The organism is Mycobacterium appelbergii (assembly GCF_032883035.1).
Classification (GTDB): Bacteria; Actinomycetota; Actinomycetes; order Mycobacteriales; family Mycobacteriaceae; genus Mycobacterium; species Mycobacterium appelbergii.
Map to the genome: position 1 here is coordinate 281,214 of NZ_JAMQTH010000006.1, position 21,687 is coordinate 302,900.

Annotated in this window: 22 protein-coding genes; 7 read left to right on the forward strand and 15 right to left on the reverse strand. The window is 66.3% G+C overall.

Annotated features, from left to right (window positions below):
• Nucleotides 1-69 precede the first annotated feature (69 nt).
• From M1247_RS15795 to M1247_RS15815, 5 genes are all read right to left on the reverse strand, one after another.
• The gene (locus M1247_RS15795; protein WP_317157285.1) at nucleotides 70-1,458 is read right to left on the reverse strand and encodes a pyridoxal phosphate-dependent decarboxylase family protein; all 1,389 of its coding nucleotides are present in this window, start codon (nucleotides 1,456-1,458) and stop codon (nucleotides 70-72) included.
• 23 nt (nucleotides 1,459-1,481) lie between these two features.
• Nucleotides 1,482-2,963 carry an amidase gene (locus M1247_RS15800; protein ID WP_317157286.1) on the reverse strand — a complete coding sequence of 494 codons (1,482 nt, stop codon included), beginning with the start codon at nucleotides 2,961-2,963 and terminating at the stop codon, nucleotides 1,482-1,484.
• Between the two features lie 6 nt (nucleotides 2,964-2,969).
• A complete protein-coding gene (locus M1247_RS15805) occupies nucleotides 2,970-3,599 on the reverse strand; it encodes a hypothetical protein (protein ID WP_317157287.1) in 630 nt (209 codons plus the stop codon).
• Nucleotides 3,600-3,948: 349 nt separating this feature from the next.
• Nucleotides 3,949-4,695, reverse strand: coding sequence for a peroxide stress protein YaaA (gene yaaA / locus M1247_RS15810; protein ID WP_317157288.1), 747 nt, complete (start codon nucleotides 4,693-4,695; stop codon nucleotides 3,949-3,951).
• A gap of 62 nt (nucleotides 4,696-4,757) precedes the next feature.
• Nucleotides 4,758-5,384, reverse strand: coding sequence for a peptidoglycan endopeptidase (locus M1247_RS15815; RefSeq protein ID WP_317157289.1), 627 nt, complete (start codon nucleotides 5,382-5,384; stop codon nucleotides 4,758-4,760).
• Nucleotides 5,385-5,864: 480 nt separating this feature from the next.
• Here M1247_RS15815 and M1247_RS15820 point away from each other — a divergent pair, with 480 nt between their 5' ends.
• A complete protein-coding gene (locus M1247_RS15820; RefSeq protein ID WP_317157290.1) occupies nucleotides 5,865-6,593 on the forward strand; it encodes an ArsR/SmtB family transcription factor in 729 nt (242 codons plus the stop codon).
• An 11-nt stretch (nucleotides 6,594-6,604) separates the two neighbouring features.
• Here M1247_RS15820 and M1247_RS15825 read toward each other — a convergent pair whose 3' ends face one another.
• From M1247_RS15825 to M1247_RS15845, 5 genes are all read right to left on the reverse strand, one after another.
• On the reverse strand, nucleotides 6,605-9,511 hold the full coding sequence (locus M1247_RS15825; RefSeq protein WP_317157291.1) for an MMPL/RND family transporter: 2,907 nt from the start codon (nucleotides 9,509-9,511) through the stop codon (nucleotides 6,605-6,607).
• Nucleotides 9,508-9,981, reverse strand: coding sequence for an MmpS family transport accessory protein (locus M1247_RS15830; protein ID WP_317157292.1), 474 nt, complete (start codon nucleotides 9,979-9,981; stop codon nucleotides 9,508-9,510). Before M1247_RS15830 ends, M1247_RS15825 begins: the two co-directional genes overlap by 4 nt.
• Nucleotides 9,982-10,327: 346 nt before the next feature.
• Complete coding sequence (locus M1247_RS15835; protein WP_317157293.1) at nucleotides 10,328-10,789, reverse strand: DUF5078 domain-containing protein; 462 nt, start codon at nucleotides 10,787-10,789, stop codon at nucleotides 10,328-10,330.
• A gap of 50 nt (nucleotides 10,790-10,839) precedes the next feature.
• Nucleotides 10,840-11,175, reverse strand: coding sequence for a DUF732 domain-containing protein (locus M1247_RS15840; RefSeq protein ID WP_317157294.1), 336 nt, complete (start codon nucleotides 11,173-11,175; stop codon nucleotides 10,840-10,842).
• A gap of 47 nt (nucleotides 11,176-11,222) precedes the next feature.
• Nucleotides 11,223-12,386 (reverse strand): alkaline phosphatase family protein, encoded by a 1,164-nt coding sequence (locus M1247_RS15845; protein ID WP_317157295.1) that lies wholly within the window; start codon nucleotides 12,384-12,386, stop codon nucleotides 11,223-11,225.
• Nucleotides 12,387-12,448: 62 nt separating this feature from the next.
• Between M1247_RS15845 and M1247_RS15850 the strand changes: the two genes are divergently transcribed.
• The 3 genes from M1247_RS15850 (at nucleotide 12,449) to M1247_RS15860 (ending at nucleotide 15,339) form a co-directional block, all read left to right on the forward strand.
• Nucleotides 12,449-13,024 (forward strand): Rv1352/Rv1906c domain-containing protein, encoded by a 576-nt coding sequence (locus M1247_RS15850; protein ID WP_317157296.1) that lies wholly within the window; start codon nucleotides 12,449-12,451, stop codon nucleotides 13,022-13,024.
• Between the two features lie 245 nt (nucleotides 13,025-13,269).
• Nucleotides 13,270-14,520 (forward strand): acyltransferase family protein, encoded by a 1,251-nt coding sequence (locus M1247_RS15855; RefSeq protein WP_317157297.1) that lies wholly within the window; start codon nucleotides 13,270-13,272, stop codon nucleotides 14,518-14,520.
• A 132-nt stretch (nucleotides 14,521-14,652) separates the two neighbouring features.
• Entirely contained in the window at nucleotides 14,653-15,339 is a 687-nt protein-coding gene (locus M1247_RS15860) for an Rv0518 family GDSL lipase (RefSeq protein WP_317157298.1), read from the forward strand.
• 8 nt (nucleotides 15,340-15,347) lie between these two features.
• Here the strand turns inward: M1247_RS15860 and M1247_RS15865 are convergent, their stop codons facing one another.
• Nucleotides 15,348-16,319: a GlxA family transcriptional regulator gene (locus tag M1247_RS15865; protein ID WP_317157299.1), complete on the reverse strand. Its 972-nt coding sequence runs from the start codon at nucleotides 16,317-16,319 to the stop codon at nucleotides 15,348-15,350.
• Nucleotides 16,320-16,433: 114 nt separating this feature from the next.
• On the opposite strand from M1247_RS15865, the gene M1247_RS15870 reads away from it, so the two are divergent.
• Entirely contained in the window at nucleotides 16,434-17,087 is a 654-nt protein-coding gene (locus M1247_RS15870; protein ID WP_317157300.1) for an HD domain-containing protein, read from the forward strand.
• Nucleotides 17,088-17,097: 10 nt separating this feature from the next.
• Here the strand turns inward: M1247_RS15870 and M1247_RS15875 are convergent, their stop codons facing one another.
• Nucleotides 17,098-17,757, reverse strand: a complete 660-nt coding sequence (locus tag M1247_RS15875) for an MOSC domain-containing protein (protein WP_317157301.1) — start codon at nucleotides 17,755-17,757, stop codon at nucleotides 17,098-17,100.
• A gap of 47 nt (nucleotides 17,758-17,804) precedes the next feature.
• Nucleotides 17,805-18,062, reverse strand: a complete 258-nt coding sequence (locus M1247_RS15880) for a hypothetical protein (protein WP_317157302.1) — start codon at nucleotides 18,060-18,062, stop codon at nucleotides 17,805-17,807.
• 90 nt (nucleotides 18,063-18,152) lie between these two features.
• Here M1247_RS15880 and M1247_RS15885 point away from each other — a divergent pair, with 90 nt between their 5' ends.
• Entirely contained in the window at nucleotides 18,153-19,130 is a 978-nt protein-coding gene (locus tag M1247_RS15885) for an o-succinylbenzoate synthase (protein WP_317157303.1), read from the forward strand.
• Between the two features lie 6 nt (nucleotides 19,131-19,136).
• On the opposite strand, the gene M1247_RS15890 is transcribed toward M1247_RS15885, so the two are convergent.
• On the reverse strand, nucleotides 19,137-20,030 hold the full coding sequence (locus M1247_RS15890; protein WP_317157304.1) for an aminoglycoside phosphotransferase family protein: 894 nt from the start codon (nucleotides 20,028-20,030) through the stop codon (nucleotides 19,137-19,139).
• Nucleotides 20,031-20,090: 60 nt separating this feature from the next.
• Here M1247_RS15890 and tpx point away from each other — a divergent pair, with 60 nt between their 5' ends.
• The gene (gene tpx, locus M1247_RS15895; RefSeq protein WP_317157305.1) at nucleotides 20,091-20,585 is read left to right on the forward strand and encodes a thiol peroxidase; all 495 of its coding nucleotides are present in this window, start codon (nucleotides 20,091-20,093) and stop codon (nucleotides 20,583-20,585) included.
• Between the two features lie 53 nt (nucleotides 20,586-20,638).
• On the opposite strand, the gene tenA is transcribed toward tpx, so the two are convergent.
• On the reverse strand, nucleotides 20,639-21,322 hold the full coding sequence (tenA, locus tag M1247_RS15900) for a thiaminase II (RefSeq protein WP_317157306.1): 684 nt from the start codon (nucleotides 21,320-21,322) through the stop codon (nucleotides 20,639-20,641).
• Nucleotides 21,323-21,687: the final 365 nt, after the last annotated feature.

The following is a 21,687-nucleotide window of genomic DNA, read 5'->3' on the forward strand; positions in this document are numbered from 1 at the left end:
TTGTCGACGTTCGCCTCAGAGGATATTCGCTGCGTATTCCCTCCCGGACCCCACCTCGGTGCGGTGCACTCAGGCGGCACCGATCGCGCTGATGATCGCCGCCGCGGACCGGTCCACGTCCTCGTCGTCGGTGGCCCAGTTCGAGAACGAGATGCGCAGCACATACTCGCCGTTCCAGGTGGTGCCGCCCAGCCAGCAGGTGCCGTCGGCCTGGATCGCCGCCACCGCCTTTCGGTTGGCCTCGTCGCCACCGGGCAGCCGGACCAGCACTTGGTTGAGCACCACGTCATTGAGAACCTCCGCGCCGGGCAGCTCGGTGAGCAGTCGTGCCATCCGCCGGGCCTGGGCACAATTGCGCTGTACCAGGTCGGCGACTCCGCTGCGCCCGAGCGCGCGCAGCGCCGCGTACACCGGCACCGCGCGGGCACGACGCGAACTTTCCGGAACGAAATTCGTGTTGTCGCGCTGACCCGGGTCGGCCACCAGGTATGGACCGGCCAGTCCGGTCGCGGCCTGGTGGGCAGCCGCGTCGGCGACGATCGCCATGGCGGCGTCGTAGGGCACGTTGAGCCACTTGTGGGCGTCCACGGCCCACGAGTCCGCCCGCTCGGCGGCCGCGGTGAGATGCCGGGTTTCCGGTGACGCCGCGGCCCACAAGCCGAAGGCACCGTCGACGTGCAGCCAGGCGTCGCGCGTCGCGCAGATGTCGGCGATCGCGCCGAGATCGTCGAACGCCCCCGTGGACACATTCCCGGCCTGGGCACACACGATCACCGGACCGGTGGTCCGGCCCATCGCCTCGGCCAGCGCATCCGGGCGCATCCGGCCCTGATCGTCGACGGCGACGCGGACCGCGGCGTCCTCACCGAGGCCGAGCAGGCGCAACGCGGTGTAGATGGTGGCGTGGGCCTGGTCCCCGCACAGCACGTGTACCCGGGGCGCACCGCCGAGCCCGTTGCGGCCCACATCCCAGCCGGCGCGTGCCAGCACACGATGGCGGGCGGCGGCCAGGCCCGTGGTGTTGGCCGCCTGGGCTCCCGTGACGAACCCGACGCTCGCATCCGGCGGCAGCCGCAGCAGTTCCAGCATCCAGCCGGCGGTGATCTCCTCGATCGCCGCCGCCGCGGGGGACAGCGAATGGAATGCCGCGCACTGGTCCCACGCGGAGACCAGCCAGTCCGCAGCCAGCGCGGCGGGCAGCGCACCGCCGATGACGAAGCCGAAGTGGCGCGGGCCTGCGCTGGCGACCAGTCCGGGTTCCGCCCCGTTAGCGAGCGCATCGATCACAGCGGTCGGGTCTTGACCATGTTCGGGCACCGGGCCGCCGAGGACGTCGCGGACTGCGGCGGCATCGGCACGCGACGCCACCGGCCGGTCGTCGAGGCCGGCCAGGAAGGTCTCCGCGTGAGCGGCGGCGGTGCGAAGTGCCGCGGTGCGATCAGGCTGAGAAATGGCCATGGGCCGACCGTACGGCGGCGCGGTCAGGCCCGCACCTCATTGGCCACCCAACCCGGCGGTCGCCTGCCGGTCCAAGGCGCGGCCTGCTCCAGTTGGCCGGCAAGGCCGAGCAGCACGGCTTCATCGGGAGCCATCAGTTGCACACCGATCGGCAGGCCGTCGGAAGTCATGCCCAGCGGTAGCGAAATCGCCGCCCAGCCGGTGACATTGGCCAGCGACGTCCAACCGGTGGTGGCGAACTCGACGTCGAAGAAGGCACGGGTGGTGCCGCGTGGCTGGTTCAGCAACCCGTAGGGCGGTGGCGTGGTCAGCAGCGTCGGCACCAACAACACATCGTGGTCGGCCATCGCGGCGGCGAAACGCCGGGTCTGCGCGTGCACCGTGTTGATCGCATCCGCATAGGCCAGGCCCGTGGTGGCGAATCCTTCGCGGACCATCACCCAGGTGCTCGGCTCGAACTCGTCCTCGCGCGGTTCCCGGCCCAGCTGGCCGGTGGCGAATGCGTGCAGCTGGACGTTGCTGACGGTGTGCAGCACCGCGATCGCGTCGGCCACCGCGTCGGGCTCGATCATCGGGTCGTTCGCGGCCGAATCAATGTGGTGGCCAAGGCTTTCCAGCATTCGGCCGGCCGATTCCACCGCGGTGACCACCTCGGTGTCGACGCGATCGCAGGGGAACGGTGACGATGTGGACAGCAGAACGCGCTGCGGCTGCGGTGACTGCGTGAGTGACTGCAGAAAGGGCTGATGCGGTACGGGGGCCGTGTACGGGTCGCCGCCTGCCGAACCGGTGACCGCGTCGAGCAACACCGCACTGTCGCGCACCGTTCGGGTCAACACGTGGTTGTTCACCAAACCTTCCAACCCGTGACCACCGTCGGGTGCGAACGAGGTGCGACCGCGCCGGGGTTTGAGGCCGACCACGCCGCAGCAGGACGCCGGAACCCGGATCGAGCCGGTCCCGTCCCCGCCGGAGGCGGCCGGCACCACTCCCGCCGCCACGGCGGCTGCCGAGCCGCCGCTGGAGCCGCCGGGCGTGATCGCCGGCGACCAGGGATTCACCGTGGGACCGAACAATGCGGGTTCGGTGGTGCAGTGGTTTCCCCACTCCGGGGTGTTGGTCTTGCCGATCATCACCAGACCGGCCTCCAGGTACCGTTGCACGGTCCATGCCGAATCCGTTGCCACATAATCACGTAACGCGCGCGAGCCCATCGCTTCTGGCGTTCCGGCCAGGGAAGCGCCCAGGTCTTTCAGCAGAAAAGGAACTCCGCCCACCGGGCCGGCCTGCCCGCCGCGCAGCGTCCCGGCTGCGTCGAGTTCGGCCGCCCGGGCCCGACCCCGGTCGAAGAGGTCGGTGATGACCGCATTGAGTTGCCGGGTCGCCTCCACCCGCAAGATCGCGGCCTCCACGAGTTCGACGGCGGTCACCTCTCCGGTGGCGGCCAGAGCGCCCTGGCCGACGGCGTCGACATCGGCGAGTTCGAATGCCTGCTGCGAATCCATCTGCAGCTACCGGGGTGCGACGACGATTGGCGTGGAGAGGATCTCGCGGTACTCGACCATCGGCTCCTTCTTGATGACGTTTTTCCCGGACGTCACCAGCAGTTCAGCCGACGACACCGCATAACTGACTTCGTGGTTGCGTGCGACGAATCGACGCGCCTGACCGGTCTGCGCGACAGCGGCCAACGCGGCATCATCACTCAACCGGACGCCGTGATACTCGAACCGACCACTGCGGTCCAGACAGATCACCACCAGTGAGGCCGTGGTACGTCCGATCGCACGGGCGGTCTGGTGATCCTGGCACCGCGCCTGCGAGCCGATGAATCCTGAATGATCGAAGGCGAATTGCGACGCCTGGTATGCCCTGTGGGATTGCGCGGGTTGTGCCGATTGCGCCGGCCGTGGTGCTCCGGTCCGCTCAGGTTGTAGCGTCCGTGCGCCCACCGTGTACGTGGAGTCCCTGGCCGACAGCTTCGCGGCCAACGCGGTGATCATCACGACGGTAGCCAGCAGGACGCTGACCGCGCCGGCCGCCATCAGCCCGATGCTGATCGGTCTCCAGCGATGCTCCGGCTGCTTGCGGTGCCGGCCACCGGTGCGCGGCGGCCATGACGTAGATGCTGGGTGAATCACCAAGCTCGCTCCCCGTAATGCGGCATCGTGTTGCGGATCTCACACACCAAACGCGTGGCGCGGACTCGTATTCTGCACCACGCCGTGGCGCGCCGTGTGGAACCCGCAAGGAAAGATGATAGCGCTGGGAGTCGGATGCCCGTATCGCAGATTCCGTGAAATTAATTCGGCAACAAACAAATTGACCATCACAAAGCCGTGAATTCAGGTACTTCGCAGGCCAAAGCAGTTTGGACCGACAAGTCCAGACAGCTCCGGCAACTGCGCCATCCTGCGGCCGGTACCCGGCCACCACATCGCGGATATCCCTGCCGCGCCGCTGAAATGGAAGGCTGACCTGACTGGCGCGTCAGGCGTCGGTCACGATCGTGACGTCATTGCCCTCGCGTTCGACCCGCATCCCGGCGCGACGTGCGATGGCGGCCACCGCGGCCGCGTCGTTCGGCTCGGACCGGGAGCCGGCCAGCACCCGGGCCAAGCGGCCCTTGTGTGCCTTGTTGAAATGGCTGACCACTGTGCGCCTGCCGTCGGCATGCTCGGCGAGGACCTGCACCCGCACGGCGTCCGGGATCCGGCCGAGCGCCGCGTAGGAGCCGGACCGGAGGTCGACGATCAGTTCCTGACGGGAGAGTTCGGCAAGTGCCGGCTCCAACAGCGGGCGCCAGCGCGTGCTCAGGCCAGGTTGACCGGGCAGCTTCGAGGTGGCGGACAGGCGGTAGGCCGGAACCCGGTCCTCGGCCCGCAACAGGCCGAACAGTGCGGATCCGACGGCGAGGCGGTCACGGGCCCGGCCCGCCGCCGCGCCGCGCAGCGAGTCGACATCGAGGGCGTCGTAGAGCACGCCGGTGTAGCGGTTGATCGCCGCCAGCGTCGGCGCCGCCCGAAGTGCCGCATTGCGTTCGATCTCGGCGTCCTGGGCGGGGGAGAGGCCCAGCGCCTTGCGACAGGCAGGGGGGTCGGCCGCGACGCTGACCAGTTGGTCGACCAGAGCCTCGCGCAGCGGCGTGAGGGCGGGATAACTCAGAGCGTCGAAACGCATCGGCGGGCCGTCCCCGCCGGTGCGCTTGGTCTCCGACGGAGGCAGCAGCACGATCACACCGAGACGTTATCCGAGTGAACCGTCGTCCCACGCCCGCCGCAGGTGTGATCCCGGTCGGGTCAGACGGGCATCGTTCCGGGCGCGGGGGGTGGCGCAGGCAGTGCCGGGGGTGCCGGGGGTGGTGGCACATCCAAGACAATTGGTGCCGCGAACGGGTCGGCAGGTGGCGGTGGCGGTGGCGCGAACGGATCAGCCGGCGGTGGCGGCGGAGGCGGATCCATCGCAGGCGGCGGAGCCGGGGGCATCGGGGCTTCAGGCGGGGGTGGGGCACCTAAGGGCATCGGCGCGCCGGGTGGCGTGGCCGGGTCGGCGGCCTGCGCGGGAAGGTACATGTGGTGGGTGAACTGCGACTGGTAGGCGCCGCCGCCCCCCACCTTCACACCGCGGCCGCCCTCGCCGGAGGACACAGGTGTGCCGTCGGGCAACGTCACCGCGGTGTGGCCCCTGTTCCAGCCGATCACCAGCGCACCGGGCTCGCTTCCGTATTTGAAGCCGCGGGCCAGAAGGGCGCGTTCCTGGTTCCCGGTGTTGAACCGGTCCCCGAATGCCGGCCGGCCGGTGGCCACATTGCTCACCCATGAGGCCAGGCCCGAGCAGTCGGTTCCGGACGGAGAGTCCCCACCGGAGATGTACGGCGTGCCCGATACCTGCTGGACAAGCGCCATCAGCGTCGCGATAGCAAACATGCGGCCGGACATTAACAGAGGCGAATTTGGCCGACCAAAATATGTGACTCCCTTCACAAGTGGCCGTTCGTACTGGTCAGTTCACGGAATATCGAATTCAGTGTCGTTCTAAAAAGTGCAGTTGGAAGACATTTCCCGCCTTGGTTTGGCCTCGATCCTCATGAAGGTCGGCTTGCCTCAATGTGCTTGCGGCAGTGCATGTATCCGCGCCCGAACCGTCGTGGTGACAATTCAGAGTGTGGCGAAAGGCGCTGTACCATCGGATTTTTCGAGCAGCAGGTGGTCCGGCGCCGCCGGCCCGGCTGCGGCGCACCGGTGTCATGCCCTGTCGCTGCGCGTAGCACGTTCGACGCTGGTACCTCGAGTTGCAGATCGGGCGAATTTCAGGCCGGCGCGTTAAGCCGTCTTCAACCCGCGTGGCAGCCCGGCGGGGTGAGAATCCGAAAATATGCAGCCATAAGGCTGCGTAATATGGGGGAGATGGACGAGATCTTCAAGGCGTTGGCTGATCCGAGCCGGCGCCAACTGCTCGACAGCCTCAACGACCACGACGGCCAGACGCTTCGGGAGCTGTGCGACGGGCTGACAATGGCGCGGCAATCGGTGAGCAAGCATCTCAGCGTGCTGGAGAGCGCCGAGTTGGTGACCACGGTGTGGCGAGGCAGGGAGAAGTTGCACTATCTGTGCACCCGACCGATCAACGCGATCACCGACCGCTGGATCGACCGCTACGACCGTCCGCAGGTGCTCACACTCGCGGACGTCACCGACCTCGGCGAAGAATTCGTCTACACGACCTACATCCGCAGCACGCCGGAAAGGGTGTGGTACGCCATCACGAACCCCGGGTATTCGGCGGCGTACCTGGGCCACGCGATCGAATCGGACTGGCTGCGAGGGTCAACCTACATATGGGTCGAGAACGGGTTGCGGATCGAAGAGCCCGAGCAGGTGATCCTGGAATCCGACCCATATCAGCGGCTTGCGTTCACCTTCCGCGCTTTCGGCACTGACGAGACCGTCGCCGTGGCCGCGGCGGAACGACGGTCCCAGGTCTCGTTCGACATCGAGCCGAACGAAGACCAGGTGAAGCTCACCGTCACCCACTGCGGCCTCGGTGCGGATAGCGCTGTACGTCAGGCGGTTTCGGACGACTGGTCGCTCAAGCTGTCGAATCTGAAGTACGGGCTGGAGCAGCGGACACCCTAGCGCCGTCGGTGCTATCGGTTCAGCGATTCCTGCGGATCCTTCTGGATATCCGGCCACGGCGCCCGCACCGGGCGTTGACGCACACGCTGCGGCCACCAGAACCACTTACCGAGCAACGCCGCGATCGACGGGGTCATGAACGACCGGATCACCAACGTGTCGAAGAGCAGGCCAAGGCCGATGGTGGTGCCCACCTGCCCGATCACCGCAAGTTCGCTGACGGCCATCGACATCATGGTGAATGCGAACACCAGACCGGCCGAGGTCACCACCGAGCCGGTGCCACCCATGGCGCGGATGATGCCGGTGTTGAGCCCGGCGTGTATCTCCTCTTTGAATCTGGATACCAGGAGCAGGTTGTAGTCGGCGCCGACGGCCAACAGGATGATCACCGACATCGCCAGCACCATCCAGTGCAGCTCGAGTCCGATGAGGTGCTGCCAGATCAGCACCGACAGGCCGAAGGACGCACCCAGCGATATCACCACCGTGCCGACGATGACCGCGGCCGCCACCACGCTGCGGGTGATGATCAGCATGATGATGAAAATCAGGCACAGTGAGGCGATTCCGGCGATCAGCAGGTCGTAGTTGGCGCCTTCCTGCATGTCCTTGAAGGTGGCCGCGGTACCGCCGAGGTAGATCTTCGAGCCCTCCAACGGCGTGCCCTTGATGGCTTCCTTGGCGGCCTGCTGGATCTTGTCGATATGTGAGATGCCTTCGGGGCTCATCGGATCGCCCTCATGGCTGATGATGAACCGCACCGCATGCCCGTCGGGGGACAGGAACATCTTCATGCCGCGTTTGAAGTCCGGGTTGTCGAACGTCTCGGGCGGCAGATAGAAGGAATCGTCGTTCTTGGAAGCGTCGAACGCCTGGCCCATGGCCGTCTGGTTCTCCATCATGGCTTCCATCTGATCCTGCAACCCACCCATGGTGGCCTGCATGGTCAGCATCATCGTCTTCATCTTCTTCATCGTCTCGATCATCGGCGGCATGATCGTGACCATCCGCGGCATGAGTTCGTCGAGACGGTCCATGTCCGGCATCAGCTTCTGGATGTCGTCGGTCATGGTGTCGATGCCGTCGAGGGTGTCGAAGATCGATCGAATCGACCAGCACATCGGAATGTCGAAGCAGTGCGGTTCCCAGTACAGGTAGTTGCGGATCGGCCGGAAGAAATCGTCGAAATCGGCGATGTGGTCCCGCAGTTCGGCCACGTCGACGACCATGGTGTGCATCTTGCCGACCATGCTGTGGGTGGTGTCAGCCATCTCCCTGGTCAGCTGGAGCATGGATTCCATGGTGTCGATCGACTTCTGCATCTCATCGGCCATCGACAGCATGTCTTTCATGCGGTCCTGCATGTACTTCATGTTCATGGTCTGGGTGGTGCCCTGCATGCTGATCTGGAACGGGATCGAGGTGTGCTCGATCGTGGTGCCCTGCGGTCGGGTGATGGCCTGCACCCGGGAAATGCCGGGCACCTGGAAGACGCGCTTCGCGATCCGGTCGACAACCAGGAAGTCCGCGGAGTTGCGCAGATCGTGATCGCTCTCGATGAGCAGCAGCTCGGGATTCATCCGCGCTTGGGAGAAGTGCCGGTCGGCGGCCGCGTAACCACTGTTCGCCGGGAGATCCTGCGGCAGGTAGTCGCGGTCGTTGTAGTTGGTGCGGTAACCGGGCAACGTCAAGAGTCCGATGAGCGACAAGGCGATCGTGGCGATCAGGATCGGTCCGGGCCAGCGCACCACGGCGGCACCGATCTTGCGCCACCCACGAGTACGCATGGCGCGCTTGGGTTCCAGCGTCTTGCCGAACCGGCTGGCCACGGTGATGACCGCGGGTCCCAGTGTCAAGGCCGCGAAAACGACGACGGTCATGCCGATCGCCAGCGGGATACCCAGGGACTGGAAATACGGTAGGCGGGTGAAGTGCAGGCACAGAGTGGCACCGGCAATGGTCATGCCCGAACCCAGCACCACATGCGCGGTGCCGTGAAACATCGTGTAGTAGGCCTGTTCTCGGTCCTCGCCGACACTTCTGGCCTCTTGATATCGCCCGGTCAGGAAGATCGCATAGTCGGTGGCCGCGGCAATCGCCAACGTCACCAACAGGTTTGTCGCGAACGTGGACAAGCCGATGATCTCGTAGAAGCCCAGGAACGACACCACACCACGGGCCGCGGCCAGCCCCAACACCACCATCAGCAGGGTCAGGATCACCGTGACGATGGACCGGTAGACCAGCAGCAGCATGATGATGATGACGGTGAACGTCAGCATCTCGATCATCCGCATGCTGCGGTCACCGGCGATCTGCTGATCGGCTGAGAGTGCGGCCGGACCCGTGACGTAGGCTTTCACGCCGGACGGGGCCTGCGCGCTATCGACGATGGACTGAACGGCTTCCACCGACTCGTTGGCCAGCGCCTCACCCTGGTTACCGGCGGTGTAAACCTGCACATAGGCCGACTTGCCGTCAGAACTCTGCGCGCCGGAGGCGGTCAGCGGGTCGCCCCAGAAATCCTGGACGTGCTCGACGTGCTTCTTGTCGGCTTCGAGCTTGTCGACGACCTCGTCGTAGAACTTGTGTGCATCGTCGCCGAGGGCTTCGTCACCCTCCAGCACGACCATCACCGAGCTGTTGGACTTGAACTCCTGGAACACCTCGCCGACGCGCTTCATCGCGATCATCGACGGCGCGTCATCGGGGCTCATCGACACCGAGCGCATCTCCCCGACCTCTTCGAGCTGGGGGACGATCACATTCAGCACTGCGATGACGGCGATCCAGACCAGGATGATGGGAATGGCAAGGCGCCGGATCCATTTCGCAAGGCCACCATGGCGCGCAAGCTTGGGCGCGTCCGCCGCCGGGAAGGCGTCAGTGGGTGCGTCGGGAGTGGGGGAGCTCATGCAGATTTCACCAAGCAGAAGGTCTGGGCGTTCACGCCGTTGGAGGTGCGCTCGTCTTTGAGTTCGTCATCGACGGTGATGCGGCAGCTGATCGTGTCACCGTTGCCCTGGGCGACGATGTTGGGAAACACCGACGGTGCCGTCGACTCCAACCGCAGCGTCCACGGCAGGCTCACGCCGTCGACCCGTTGAGGTTGGGCGTCGAGGTCCAGATAGTTGACGTCGGCATAGGCGCCCGGTTCGCCGTAGATCTCATAGACCACGACCTTGGGATCGAACGGTTTGGTGTCATCGACCTTCGCGCTGGCCATGCCCGTGCCATCGCCGGCGCCGAAGAACGTGCGCACCCGCAGCACAGTGAACGCACCGACAACCACTACGACCGCGATGAGCACCGGAATCCAAAACCGCCTCGCCAGTCTCGTGATCGAGAACTGTTTGGTCCGTCGGTTTTTCGTACCGTTCGTCATCGCGTTCCGGCACCGGTCCCGAGGCACCGGATGTCGTTGCTGCTCTGTGCCATGTGCACCCTCGCGTCTCCACCCGTTAGCTAAGTTAAGCGAGATATTAGCTTATATAACAGAATCGTAAAACGCCGATATCATCGTCACGCCGGGTCGCGGGCCCGGCGGCATCGGTCGCCAATGCATGAGTCGAGCAAGCGTCATCGGCAAAACAAACGCTCACCACGGGTTGATCGAATAAACCCGTGGGATCACGTCGCTGCGCGTCGACGACCAATGGTGATGCAGGTAACGAAACCAGCGGCGACAATACCCGCGGATCCAACGGTGCGCAGTGGGGGTGGCCCGGGAATTACCAGTTCCACAAGGACATATCACCGCGCGGGTAGTTCATGCAGATATCCGTGGTGTTCGCCGCCACACCCTTGTTGTTGAAGAACAGCTTGGCCCAGTTCGGCCAGCGCCACGCCATCTGCTCGTAGAACGCATTGGTCGCGGTGTTCTCCGAGTACTGACGGCGTCCGGCGTAATCCATCGAGAAGAACCAGTGGATGCGATCCCGGGCACCTTGCTGATCGGCCGGCGGCTTGTTGTTGTAGTCGATCATGTACCGCTCGTAGTACACCGGTTCGACATCGCGGGCCGCCGCCATGATCTGCTCGGCGTCGCACTCCGTCTTCAAGATCCGGTTGGGGATCGGGTAGTCGTCGGTGGCATCTGCGGAGGCGATGCCCGGAATGGCGGCCAGGCTGCCCACCACGGCACACGTGGCCACGCCGGCGCGGATCAGATTACTCACACGATGCGGTCGCATGCGGTTCAACATTTTGCTCCAAAAGTCTCGGATGTGGCCGGTTGCAGATTTCAGCCCGACTGCGCAGCGGCCTCTTCCATGACGAAGCGCTGATCAGGGCAGTAGTAATTGATGGCGGTGCCGAGGAACTGCCACACCTGCGCTGTGCTGCTGTCCCGGTCCAGGTTCTTGGTGACGAACGAGGCCGCGTCATTGGCATTGCGATCGACGCCGTTGTGCAGCCGCTTACAGCCGATCTTGGCTATCCACGCGTTGTAGTCGCGCTGCCCGTAGATGCCGTAGGTGTGCAGTTCGTTGGCGAAGTCGGTGTCCATATCCGCGTGCGCAGGAGCGGCGAGAGCAATGGCGGCAGCGGCGCCGATGGCAGCGAGCCCTACAAACTTCATGCGGGGAATCTTAGTCCACCTAATGCTCATTTGGGCACCCCGTCCGATTATCCGAGAGCCAACAGCAGCGGGATGTTTTGTTCGGCGCTGGTCAGCGAACCATGGTGGCCGATCAATGACGACTCCAGCGGTTCGGTGTCGCGGCGCACCATCGCCGCGCGGTCACGGGCGGCGGCAACGACATCCCCGATGCGCGGGCGCACGTCGTCACGCACCCGATCGCCGAACCACCCGGCGGCGACCGCCTCGTCCCGTGACAGCACCCACGCGGTGTCGGCCAGCGTCTCGCGCCAGGCGGCCAGCACATCCCCGACGGCGCCGTCGGTGACGTAAACATGGCGGGCCCTGGCCTCGCCGCCGACGGCTTGTACACCCGCGAGCAACGGCAGGCTGGCGTCGATGTCGACGGTGGTGGCCGAATCGACCGTGACCATGCCGTGGTCGGCCACCACAGCGAGCAGCCCACCCGGCGGCAACGCCTCGACCACCGATTCGACGAGGCGATCGACCTGGCGAAGCTGCATCCGCCAGGGCAGCGATCCCGGTCCGTGCAGGTGACCCACCAGGTCGAGTTCGCTGTGGTAGCCGTAACAGAAACCACGCCCGGCGATGACGTCGACGACACCGGCGGCGAGCTCGCCGATGGCATGGACGCCGCGGTAGCGGGCACCGCGCAGGACTGCGCGGGTGAGCCCGGAGTGCGCGAACTCGGCACCGGAGACCACACTCACCGCGATTCCGGCGGCGGCGGCGCGTTCGAACGTGGTGGGTAGCGGCTGTATCTGCTCCGGTGGCACCCGCTCGCGCAGGTCCTCGCCCCACGGGTGCGGACGCCAGCGCAGTGCGTTGATCACACCGGTTCCAGGAAAGGCGTCGGGTACCCGGAAGGAGTAGCCCACCATGCCGTGCTCGCCGGACCGAACTCCGGTGCCCACGGCGGCCAGGCCGGCTGCGGTCGTGGACGGAAAGCCGACCTGGAGAGTCCTGCCGCGCAGGCCGGTCAGCACCGGCGCGTCGTCGGCATGGGCATCCAACAGTTCCGCGCCCAGCCCGTCCACCAGCAGCACGCACGCGCCGGCAACCGGACCCGGCAGTTCGATCGGCGCGTCGACAGGGCCGCCGGTGAATCCCGACGCACCCATGGCGGTGAGTACCGCAGGGATCACGTCGGCCAGGTGGGGCAGGCTCGGATCGAGGTGCGGCACTTCCACATCGCGAGCTTGCCACAGCAACCCCGGGGAGAACCGCCGCGTACGCGGTACGCTGGCGTCCGATGAGGCCGATGAAATTAGCGATCCTCGCCGCCGCATTACTTGTTGCCGGCGGCGGGGCGTTCAGCGGTATCGCTGGTGCTGATCCGGGCGTGCCCTCGGTACCCGGCCCCGCACCGGGGCCTGCACCCGGCCCTGCGCCCGCGGCACCGTCGCCCACGCCCGCGGCAGCTGCAGACCCGGCCGCGCCTCCGGCACCGCCGGCTGTGCCTGCAGCGGCCATCGACCATGACGGCCTGTTCGTGGTGGGTACCGACATCGAACCGGGTACCTACGCCTCGGCGGGGCCGGTAGAGGACGGCACCTGCTACTGGAAGCGAATGGCAGACCTGCACGGCGGCGACATCATCGACAACGCGTTCAGCAAGAAGCCTCAGGTGGTGCAGATCGACGCCACCGACAAGGCCTTCAAGACCAGTGGCTGCCAGCCCTGGCAGAAGACCGACGCCGTAGCCACCGATCCGCCCGCGACCGGTGACATCCCGGCGCTGATAGCCAAGGCCAAGCTGTTCGCGTGGCTGTCCTCGATCAATGCCGGTGCCCGCCAGTTCGACGGATCCCAGGTACCGTTGCCCTGAGATGCCGGGCGATTGCGACACGCGCTGTCCGCGCTGGCGAGCCGCGTTCGATCCGCTCTGTGCAACAGGGAAACGCTTTGCTGCACAACGCAACCCGAGCCTGTCGTGACCGCGGCGAGAACGCCCGCCCAGCAAGTGCACAGGCCTGTTGACACACGGTGTCCAGCCGCTCGCTGCTAGTCTGCGATGGCTGCCGGGTGCCAGGTCGCGACCCTGTGATCCGCCCGGCCAGCCGCGGCGGTGGCATGGACGAGTCAGCTGAGTGTGGATACGGAAAGAGTGTTGTGCGCGGCGCAGAGATCAAGGCCCTGACGGGACTGCGCATCGTCGCAGCCGTCTGGGTGGTGCTGTTCCACTTCCGGCCATTGCTGCACGATGCTGCTCCGGCATTCGCCGAGGCGCTCGCGCCTGCACTCGATCGCGGCGCCCAGGGCGTCGACCTGTTCTTCATCCTCAGTGGGTTCGTCCTGACCTGGAACTACCTGGACCGGATGGGCCCGTCGTGGTCGACCCGGGCGACGCTGCACTTCCTGTGGCTGCGGCTGGCCCGCGTGTGGCCGGTGTACCTGGTCACGCTGCATCTGGCGGCGCTGTGGCTGATCTTCACCCTGAACGTCGGGCACGTGCCGCCCGAGGACACCAGTCAGTACACCGCGGTCAGCTACCTGCGCCAGCTGTTTCTGGTGCAGTTGTGGTTCCAGCCGTACTTCGACGGGTCCAGCTGGGACGGTCCGGCCTGGTCGATCAGCGCAGAGTGGCTGGCATACCTCCTGTTCGGGGCCCTTATCATGGTGGTCTTCCGGATAGCTCGCGCCACCCGGGCCCGGAGCTTGGTGTGGCTGGCCATCGCGGCCTCGCTGCCGCCGGTGGTCCTGCTCATGGCGACCGGACATTTCTACACACCGTGGAGTTGGCTGCCCCGGATCGTCATGCAGTTCATCGCCGGTGCGCTGGCCTGCGCCGCGGTGCGCAAGTTGCAGCTGACCGACCGCAGTCGCCGTGGCGCAGGCTATCTGTCCATCGGGCTGTCGGCAGCGATCATCGGCCTCCTGTATTTCTTCGACGGACACCCGATGAACACCGTCGGGGACGCCGGCGGTCTGGTGGACATCCTGTTCGTCCCGTTGGTGGTGGTCATGTCGGTCGGGCTGGGCAGCCTCCCCGCGCTGCTGTCGACGCGATGGTTCGTCTACGGCGGCCAGATCTCCTTCGGGCTGTACATGGTGCATGAACTGGTCCATACGGCCTGGTTGTGGGCGGCCGAGCAGTTCGAGCTCACGATGTCGGGCTGGTCCGGGAAGCTGATTCTCGCGGGCCTGTTCGCGATCGCGGTCGTCGGGGCGATCCTGCTGTACCACGGTGTCGAGGAGCCTGCTCGGCGATGGATGCGCAGGATGGTCGACATCAAACCTGCCGACCCGCCCAACAGCAAGCTGCACCGGATCGACGGTGAGCTGGACACCCGGCAGACACCGGTTTCGGCACGCGCGGGATGACCTGGCGCGGCCACCGAATATGCTGTGGCACAGGTTGTTATGGGCTCGTTACCGATGTGACACCGTCGGCTGGGAGTCTGATCGAGAATCGCAGAGCGGGACAGATACGTCTCACCGGCAGTGGAGGTAGCAGTGAGTCGTCTGACCACGTTCGTCATCTCGTTCGGCCTTCTGGTCGGGTTGGTCATCCAGATACCCGAGCAGCAGTACACGACGTCAGGGTTGGACCCGCGGCTGAACCACATCGCGGTGATCGGCGACTCGTACACCACCGGCACCAATGAAGGTGGACTCGGGCCGAAAGGGTGGACGACGCTGGCCTGGCAGGCGCTCGCCAGCCGCGGCGTGCTCGTCACCGCCGACGTGGTCGCCGAAGGGGGAGCGGGCTATGTGGTGCGGGGCAACCGCGGCAGCATCTTCCACGATCTGACGGCGCGCGCAGTGCAACCCGACGACTCGCTGATCGTGTTCTTCGGCTCTCGCAACGATATGGACGCGGACCCGGCGGCGCTCGCCCGCATGAGCCGCGATGCGCTGGCGCTGGCGGGCCGGATCGCACCCGCGGCGAAACTTCTCGTCATCGGGCCGCCGTGGATCAACGCCGACGTGCCTCCCAACATGTACCGGACCCGGGACATTCTCCGGGACGCGGCCCGCGACGTCGGCGCGGAGTTCTTCGACCCCATTCAAGCGGGTTGGTTCTTCGACCGGCCCGAGTTGATCGGCGGCGATCGCATTCACCCGACCGATGCCGGGCACGCCTACATGGCGGACAAGATCGCACCACTCATCGGTCAGGAACTTCCCCGCTGGGTCTGAGCCCGAGCTCACCCGCGCGCGGCGGTGCGGAACCTGTCCCGGTAAGCCTTCGGGGAGACACCGAGGTGGTTGACGAACACGCGCCGCAGCGTTTCGGCACTGCCGAAACCCGCCGCGTGGGCAGTGTCACCGACCGCAGCGCCGGCGTCGAGCGCGGCGCGGGCGACGTCGATGCGCACCCTCTCCACATACCGTGCCGGCGTGGTTCCGAGTTCGGCCTGGAAGAGGCGGGTCAGCTGGCGGGTGCTCAGCGATGCCAGCGCGGCAAGGCTTTTCACGCTGTGGTCGCCGGCCGGATCCGCCGCGACCGCTTCGGTGACCCGCCTGATCGCCGACTGCGACGGCACCTCGGTCTCGACCAGCGTCGAGAACTGGGACTGACCGCCGGCTCGTTTGAGGTACACCACCAACGAACGCGCCACCTGGCGGACCAGTTCGGTGCCGTGATCCAGCTCCACCAACGCCAGCGCCAGATCGATCCCTGCCGACACTCCCGCCGAGGTGAACACGTCACCGTCGCGCACGTAGATCGCATCCGGTTCGACGGCGATGTCGGGATGGGCACGTGCGAGCAAGCGGGCATGGCGCCAGTGGGTGGTGGCTCGTCGACCGCTCAACAGGCCTGCCTCGGCGAGGATGAACGCCCCCGTGCATATCGAGGCCAGGCGCCGGGTCCGCGACGGGATGTCGCGGAGCGACGCCACCAGCGCGGGGTCGATGGGCTGACCCACCAGGTTGTCCCCACCGGCCACCAGGACGGTGTCGACGCCGTGGATGTCCGAGACGCGTTCGGTCACGGCGAACTTTGTGCCGATCGAGGTCGTGACGTCGTGGCCGTCCACCGATGCGACCTTGAGTAGGTAATCGGCACCGAACCGGTTCGCTTCGGCAAAGACCTCGGCAGGGCCTGCCACGTCGAGGAGTTTCGTACCGTCGAAGACGACGATGACCACGATCCGTGAACGCATCGCTGCTGTCATCCGCTCATTGTGTCGCTTCTTGTGGGAAACATGGCGCATCGGCCATGGTCGGGTTGCCGCGGGCGGTCGCAGACTGGTCTCAGATTTCCAATCCGCTCACGAATGCGAGGTGTCATGACCATTCCGACAACCGAGGCCATCGCCGGTATCACCATTCCCGACACCGCGCTGGTGCGCGATGTCACCCAGTACATCCGCGACGCGGAGAACGATCTGTTGTTCCACCATTCCCGGCGGGTGTTCCTGTTCGGTGCATTGCAGGGGCAGCGCCGCGGATTGCAGCCCGACCTGGAACTGCTCTACGTCGGTGCGATGTTCCACGATCTCGGCTTGACCGAACCGTACCGCAGTAATTCGGCCCTGCGGTTCGAGGTCGACGGCGCCCACGCGGCGCGGGACTTTCTGCTCGAGCGCGGGGTCGATGAGGCCGCAGCCCGCAAGGTCTGGCTGGGGATTGCGCTGCACACCACACCGGGCGTACCGGAGTTCCTCGATCCCGAAATCGCCTTGGTGACCGCCGGAGTCGAAACCGATGTGCTCGGCATCGGACGCGATCAACTCTCAGCGGACGCCCTTGCGGAGGTGACGAAGGCGCACCCGCGGGCCGACTTCAAAAATTGCATCCTGCAGGCGTTCACCGACGGGGTCAAACACCGTCCCCAGTCCACCTTCGGCACAGTCAACGCCGACGTCCTTGCGCATTTCGACAAGTCGTTCGTCCGTGAGGATTTCGTCGAGGTCATCCTCAAGAACAGCTGGCCCGAGTAAAAGCCGGAGGCTAGGTGCCGGCGCGTCGCGCTGCGAGGTCCTTGAGCACCTCGGGCAACGCGTCGGCGCGCAGAATATCCGGCAGCAGTTGCGCTTCCAGCGTCAGAGCCCGGAACACGATCCCGACGGTGATGTTGTGGTCGGGCCGTTCGGTCACCACGATCTGATCCCCGGCGCGCACGGTGCCGGGGGTCACGAGCCGAAGGTATGCGCCCGGAATCGCGGCCCTGGTAAAGGTTTTGATCCAACCGTTGATCTCCAACCACGCCGAAAACGTGCGGCAGGGGATCCGCGGCCGGGACACTTCGAGCTCCAGCCCGGCTGTCCCCACCCGCCAGCGTTCGCCGATCAGAGCATTGGTGAGATCTATGCCCGCGGTGGTGAAATTCTCGCCGAACACCCCGTTGGCGATCTCGCGGTCCAGTTCGATCTGCCAGTAGTCCAGATCCTCGCGCGCGTAGGCGTACACCGCCTGATCGTCACCGCCGTGGAACAGCTGATTGCCGATGGTGTCGCCGACCAGTCCGCTGCCCAGCCCGCCATGCATCGGGCCGGGGGAGCGCACGGCGACAGCGTCGTCGGTCGGGCGCTTGTCGATGCCGGTGAGCGTCTGCGGCTTGTCCGGGTTGGGTCGCGGGTGGGCCACATTGACGGTCAGGACATTCGCCATGGCCTGAGCGTAGTTGGGCCTTGCCCGGTCCTCGATCGGAGAGTCGGTTACCAGAGCGGGGTTCTACCGCCAACCGCCGGTGCTGCTGCCGGCGGCGGTACCGGCAGGCACAGACCGGTCGCGGCGTCGAGTTGCCGTCCGGGCACACAGAACGGTGCACATCCGTAGATGACTCCGGTTTCGCCCGGCTGGCACCCCGCCAAACTCACCGCGGGTGTCACGACGGCGGTCACCCCCATCGGCACCGCTGCCAACGCCGCCACCGACAACGCCGCCATCACGCCCCGCCGCACTCGGCTCGCCATGCCGATCTCCTCCGCATTCGTCCCGCTCAGGCCCGCACCGAAGTCTAGGCTCCACGCACCGGGCGCGGCGTGGGCTAGCGTCATTTCCTTGTGAAGACTCTGATCGACTTTGACAGCGCACCGGTGTTTGCCATCCCGCTGATCGATCCTGTCGGGCAGGTCACGATGCACCACGGCATGCTCATCGAGGGGCCGCAGGGCTGGGGTGAGTTCAGCCCGCAGCGCGACGATGACGACCGAGTGCTGGCCCGCTGGCTGACTGCCGCGACCGAGGCGGGCACCGTGGGCTTTCCGGACCCGGTACGCGGACGCGTTCAGGTCGCCGTCACCGTTCCGGCAGTAAACGCCGCCCGCGCACACGAGATCGCCTCCGCGACACCCTGCCGAACAGCCGCGGTCGAGGTCGGCGCGGACGGGGACACCCTGGCCGACGACATCGCTCGGCTCGAGGCCGTGCGGGCGGCGCTGGGCCCGGGCAGCGCGCTCCGCTGTGACGCCAGAGGGCGATGGGATGTCGAGAGCGCCGCCACCGCGATTGCGGCGCTGGACAGGGCGGCCAACGGATTGGAATTCGTCGAGCAGCCGTGCCGCACGTTGGCAGAGTTGGCGGCGGTGCGCCGCCGGGTCGATGTCCGCATCGCCGCAGATGCGGCGATCCGAGAAGCCGAGGTTCCGGCAGGTGTCACCCTCGGTGAAGCCGCTGACATCGCGATCCTGCGGAGCGGTCCGATGGGCGGTGCCCGCCGGGCGCTGCGGACAGCCGAGGTCAGCGGATTGCCGTGCCTCGTCACCTCGGCGTTGGAGACCAGCGTGGGTCTGACCACCGGGCTAGCGCTGGCCGGTGCGCTCCCGGAGTTGCCGTACGCCTGCGAACTGGGCGCCAGGTCACTGCTGGCAGCCGATCTGGTCGGCCCGTCGCGATCACTGGTCACCGCCGACGGTTTCCTGCCGGTGGCCCCGATGCCGCCTGCCCCGCAGCAGGACCTGCTCGGCCGATATGCGGTGACCGAGCCGGAGCGGGTCGCGTGGTGGCGGGAGCGACTCCGTGCAGCCATCGCTGCGGCGTGACCGCCGTCAGTCCTGCACGGCCTTGGCAATGGCCACGCAGGCGGTCAGCCAGTCCGGGTCGGGTTCGACGTTCTCGGTGAGTTCCCACATGGCGTTGTGCATCATCCGCACGATCACCCACGCGCGGGCCCGGTCGGCGTCGAATCCGGCCGCGTCGACCAGCGCGTAGAACCGTCGCCGCACGCCTTCGCGCACATATCCGGCCAGTTCCTCGCGCCGGTTCCACAGCATCGGCGCGATCTCGTAGTGCGGGTCGCCGTTCATCGGCTTCGGGTCGATCACCAACCACTGTTGGCGTTCGGCTGCCAGTACGTTCTCGTAATGCAGGTCGGTGTGGATCAGTGTGCCGGTGCTGGCGGGCTCGGCGGCCAGGTTCGTGCCGAGGGCTATCGCCTGTTCCACCAGCCTGCGCGGGATCGGGGCGTTGCGGGGCAGGGCCGCCAGACCGGCGGTCCACTCGGTGACGGACTCGCTCAGCAGACGCAGCTGCGGTAAGGCGGGAACATGAATTTTCCGGTACAGGCCGGCGACAACTTCGCAGGCCTCAATGTCCCAGAGCTCGTTGAGGTTTCGTGGCTGCAGACGTTCCAGCAGCATCGCGCGACGAGGGGGAGCGGCGCTCAGCAGACGGACCGCACCGTTGCCTCCCCATCGCCTCAGCGCAAGATGCTCATGTTCGGACTCGGTGTCAGGAAAGCCGATCTTGAGCATTCCCGCTGCACGATCCGGGGTGCGGACAGCCAGCACGAGTGAGCAGTGGCCGTGCGTGGGGTCCCCGTCGATCACCAGCTGCCACTCGTCGAGTTGGGACCGCACCATCCGGGGGAGTCCGTCGACCCAGGCCTGCCACTGCGGCCCCCGCGCGCCCATCGCGCGCACCGCCTCCGGCAGATCGATCATCACTCCCATCGTTGCACCCCGGCCTGCCCATCCGGCGCCCGGTTTTGACAGACTGAGCGCATGGCACAGATAACCTTGCGTGGAAATCCCATCAACACAGTCGGCGAACTGCCCGCGGTCGGGGCACCGGCGCCCAGCTTCAGCCTGACCGGCACCGATCTCGGCGTGGTGAACAGCGATCAGTTCCGCGACAAGGCCGTGTTGCTGAACATCTTCCCGTCCGTCGACACCCCCGTGTGCGCGACGAGCGTGCGGACGTTCAACGAGCGCGCGGCCGCGAGTGGTGCGGCCGTGCTGTGTGTGTCGAAGGACCTGCCGTTTGCACAGAACCGGTTCTGTGGCGCTGAGGGCATCGAGAACGTGACTACGGCGTCGGCTTTCCGCGACAGCTTCGGTGAGGACTACGGCATCACGATCACCGACGGCCCGATGGCCGGCCTGCTGGGACGTGCGGTCATCGTGATCGGTGCCGACGGCAAGGTCGCGTACACCGAACTGGTGCCCGAGATCGCCACCGAGCCCAATTACGACGCCGCGCTGGCAGCGCTGAAGTAGTCGTCCGGTCCGCTCGGCCGCCCGATCTGGGCGGCCGAGCGCCTGAGCCCGCTCTAGACGGGCCACTCCTCGCGCCGGTAGGCAGCGTCGAAGAACATCCACTCATAGCGCGAGGTGAGCGCGAAATGCGCCCGCGCAACCTGCTCCTCGGAGTCGGCCAGGGTCGCTCCCACCCGGTCGGTCAGGGCCAGCACCTCGGCGACGGTCTTGGCGAACGCCTCTCCGCCGTAGCTGTCGATCCAGCGTTGGTACCGCCGGTCGGTAGAGCCCTTTTCCATCAGCGCGGTCCCGACGCGGGCATAGATCCAGTAACACGGTAGGACCGCCGCCAACCCATCGGCGAAGCTGCCGCTGTAGGCGGTGGCAAGCAGATAGCTGGTGTAGGCGCGCGTCGTCGGCGCCACGGGCGCGGCGTTCAGCGTCACCGGATCCAGACCCAGTTCGGGCAGCAGCTCGCTGTGTAGCCCCAATTCGACATCGAACACCTCGGCGGCGTGGCGGGCGAACATCGCGGTATCGGCCAGGCTGGGTGCCTTGGCTGCCACGATGGCCAGCGCACGGGCATAGTCCCGCAGGTAGTGCACGTCCTGAGCGACGTACTGAGCGAACACCTTCTCGTCCAGTGTGCCGTCGGTCAGGCCGTCCAGAAACGGGTGAGCGATGATCGCCGCATAGGTGGGCTCGATCTCATGCCAGAGCCGGGCTGACCAGGAATCCTGAGTTATCTGATGCTGCATGGCATCCATCCTGTCAGGCGGCCCAGGCGGTTGCGTAACTGCTTGCGGCGCAGTCGATGCTGAATGGAAATGCGGAACCCGAGCCGGATATCTGCCGACGCTGCACACCCACCACAGGCGCTGGCTGTGCAAACTTCCGGACCGGTCCGGGGTCCGTGCTCATCGCCGTCGATACGCACCCTGACGGTGAGACGCGCGTCACCGTATAGTGGCGTACAGCAGCGGATCCGGCGTCTCCAGTCACCGTTCGGTCACGTTAGTGCATCTGATCGGCCTTGCCTCGCATAGAAATTGGGCAAATCCTGAACTCGACGGTACAAATAGTTGACGCGACTGTCTTCGGCCAGCGGTCGGCGTCGCACTCC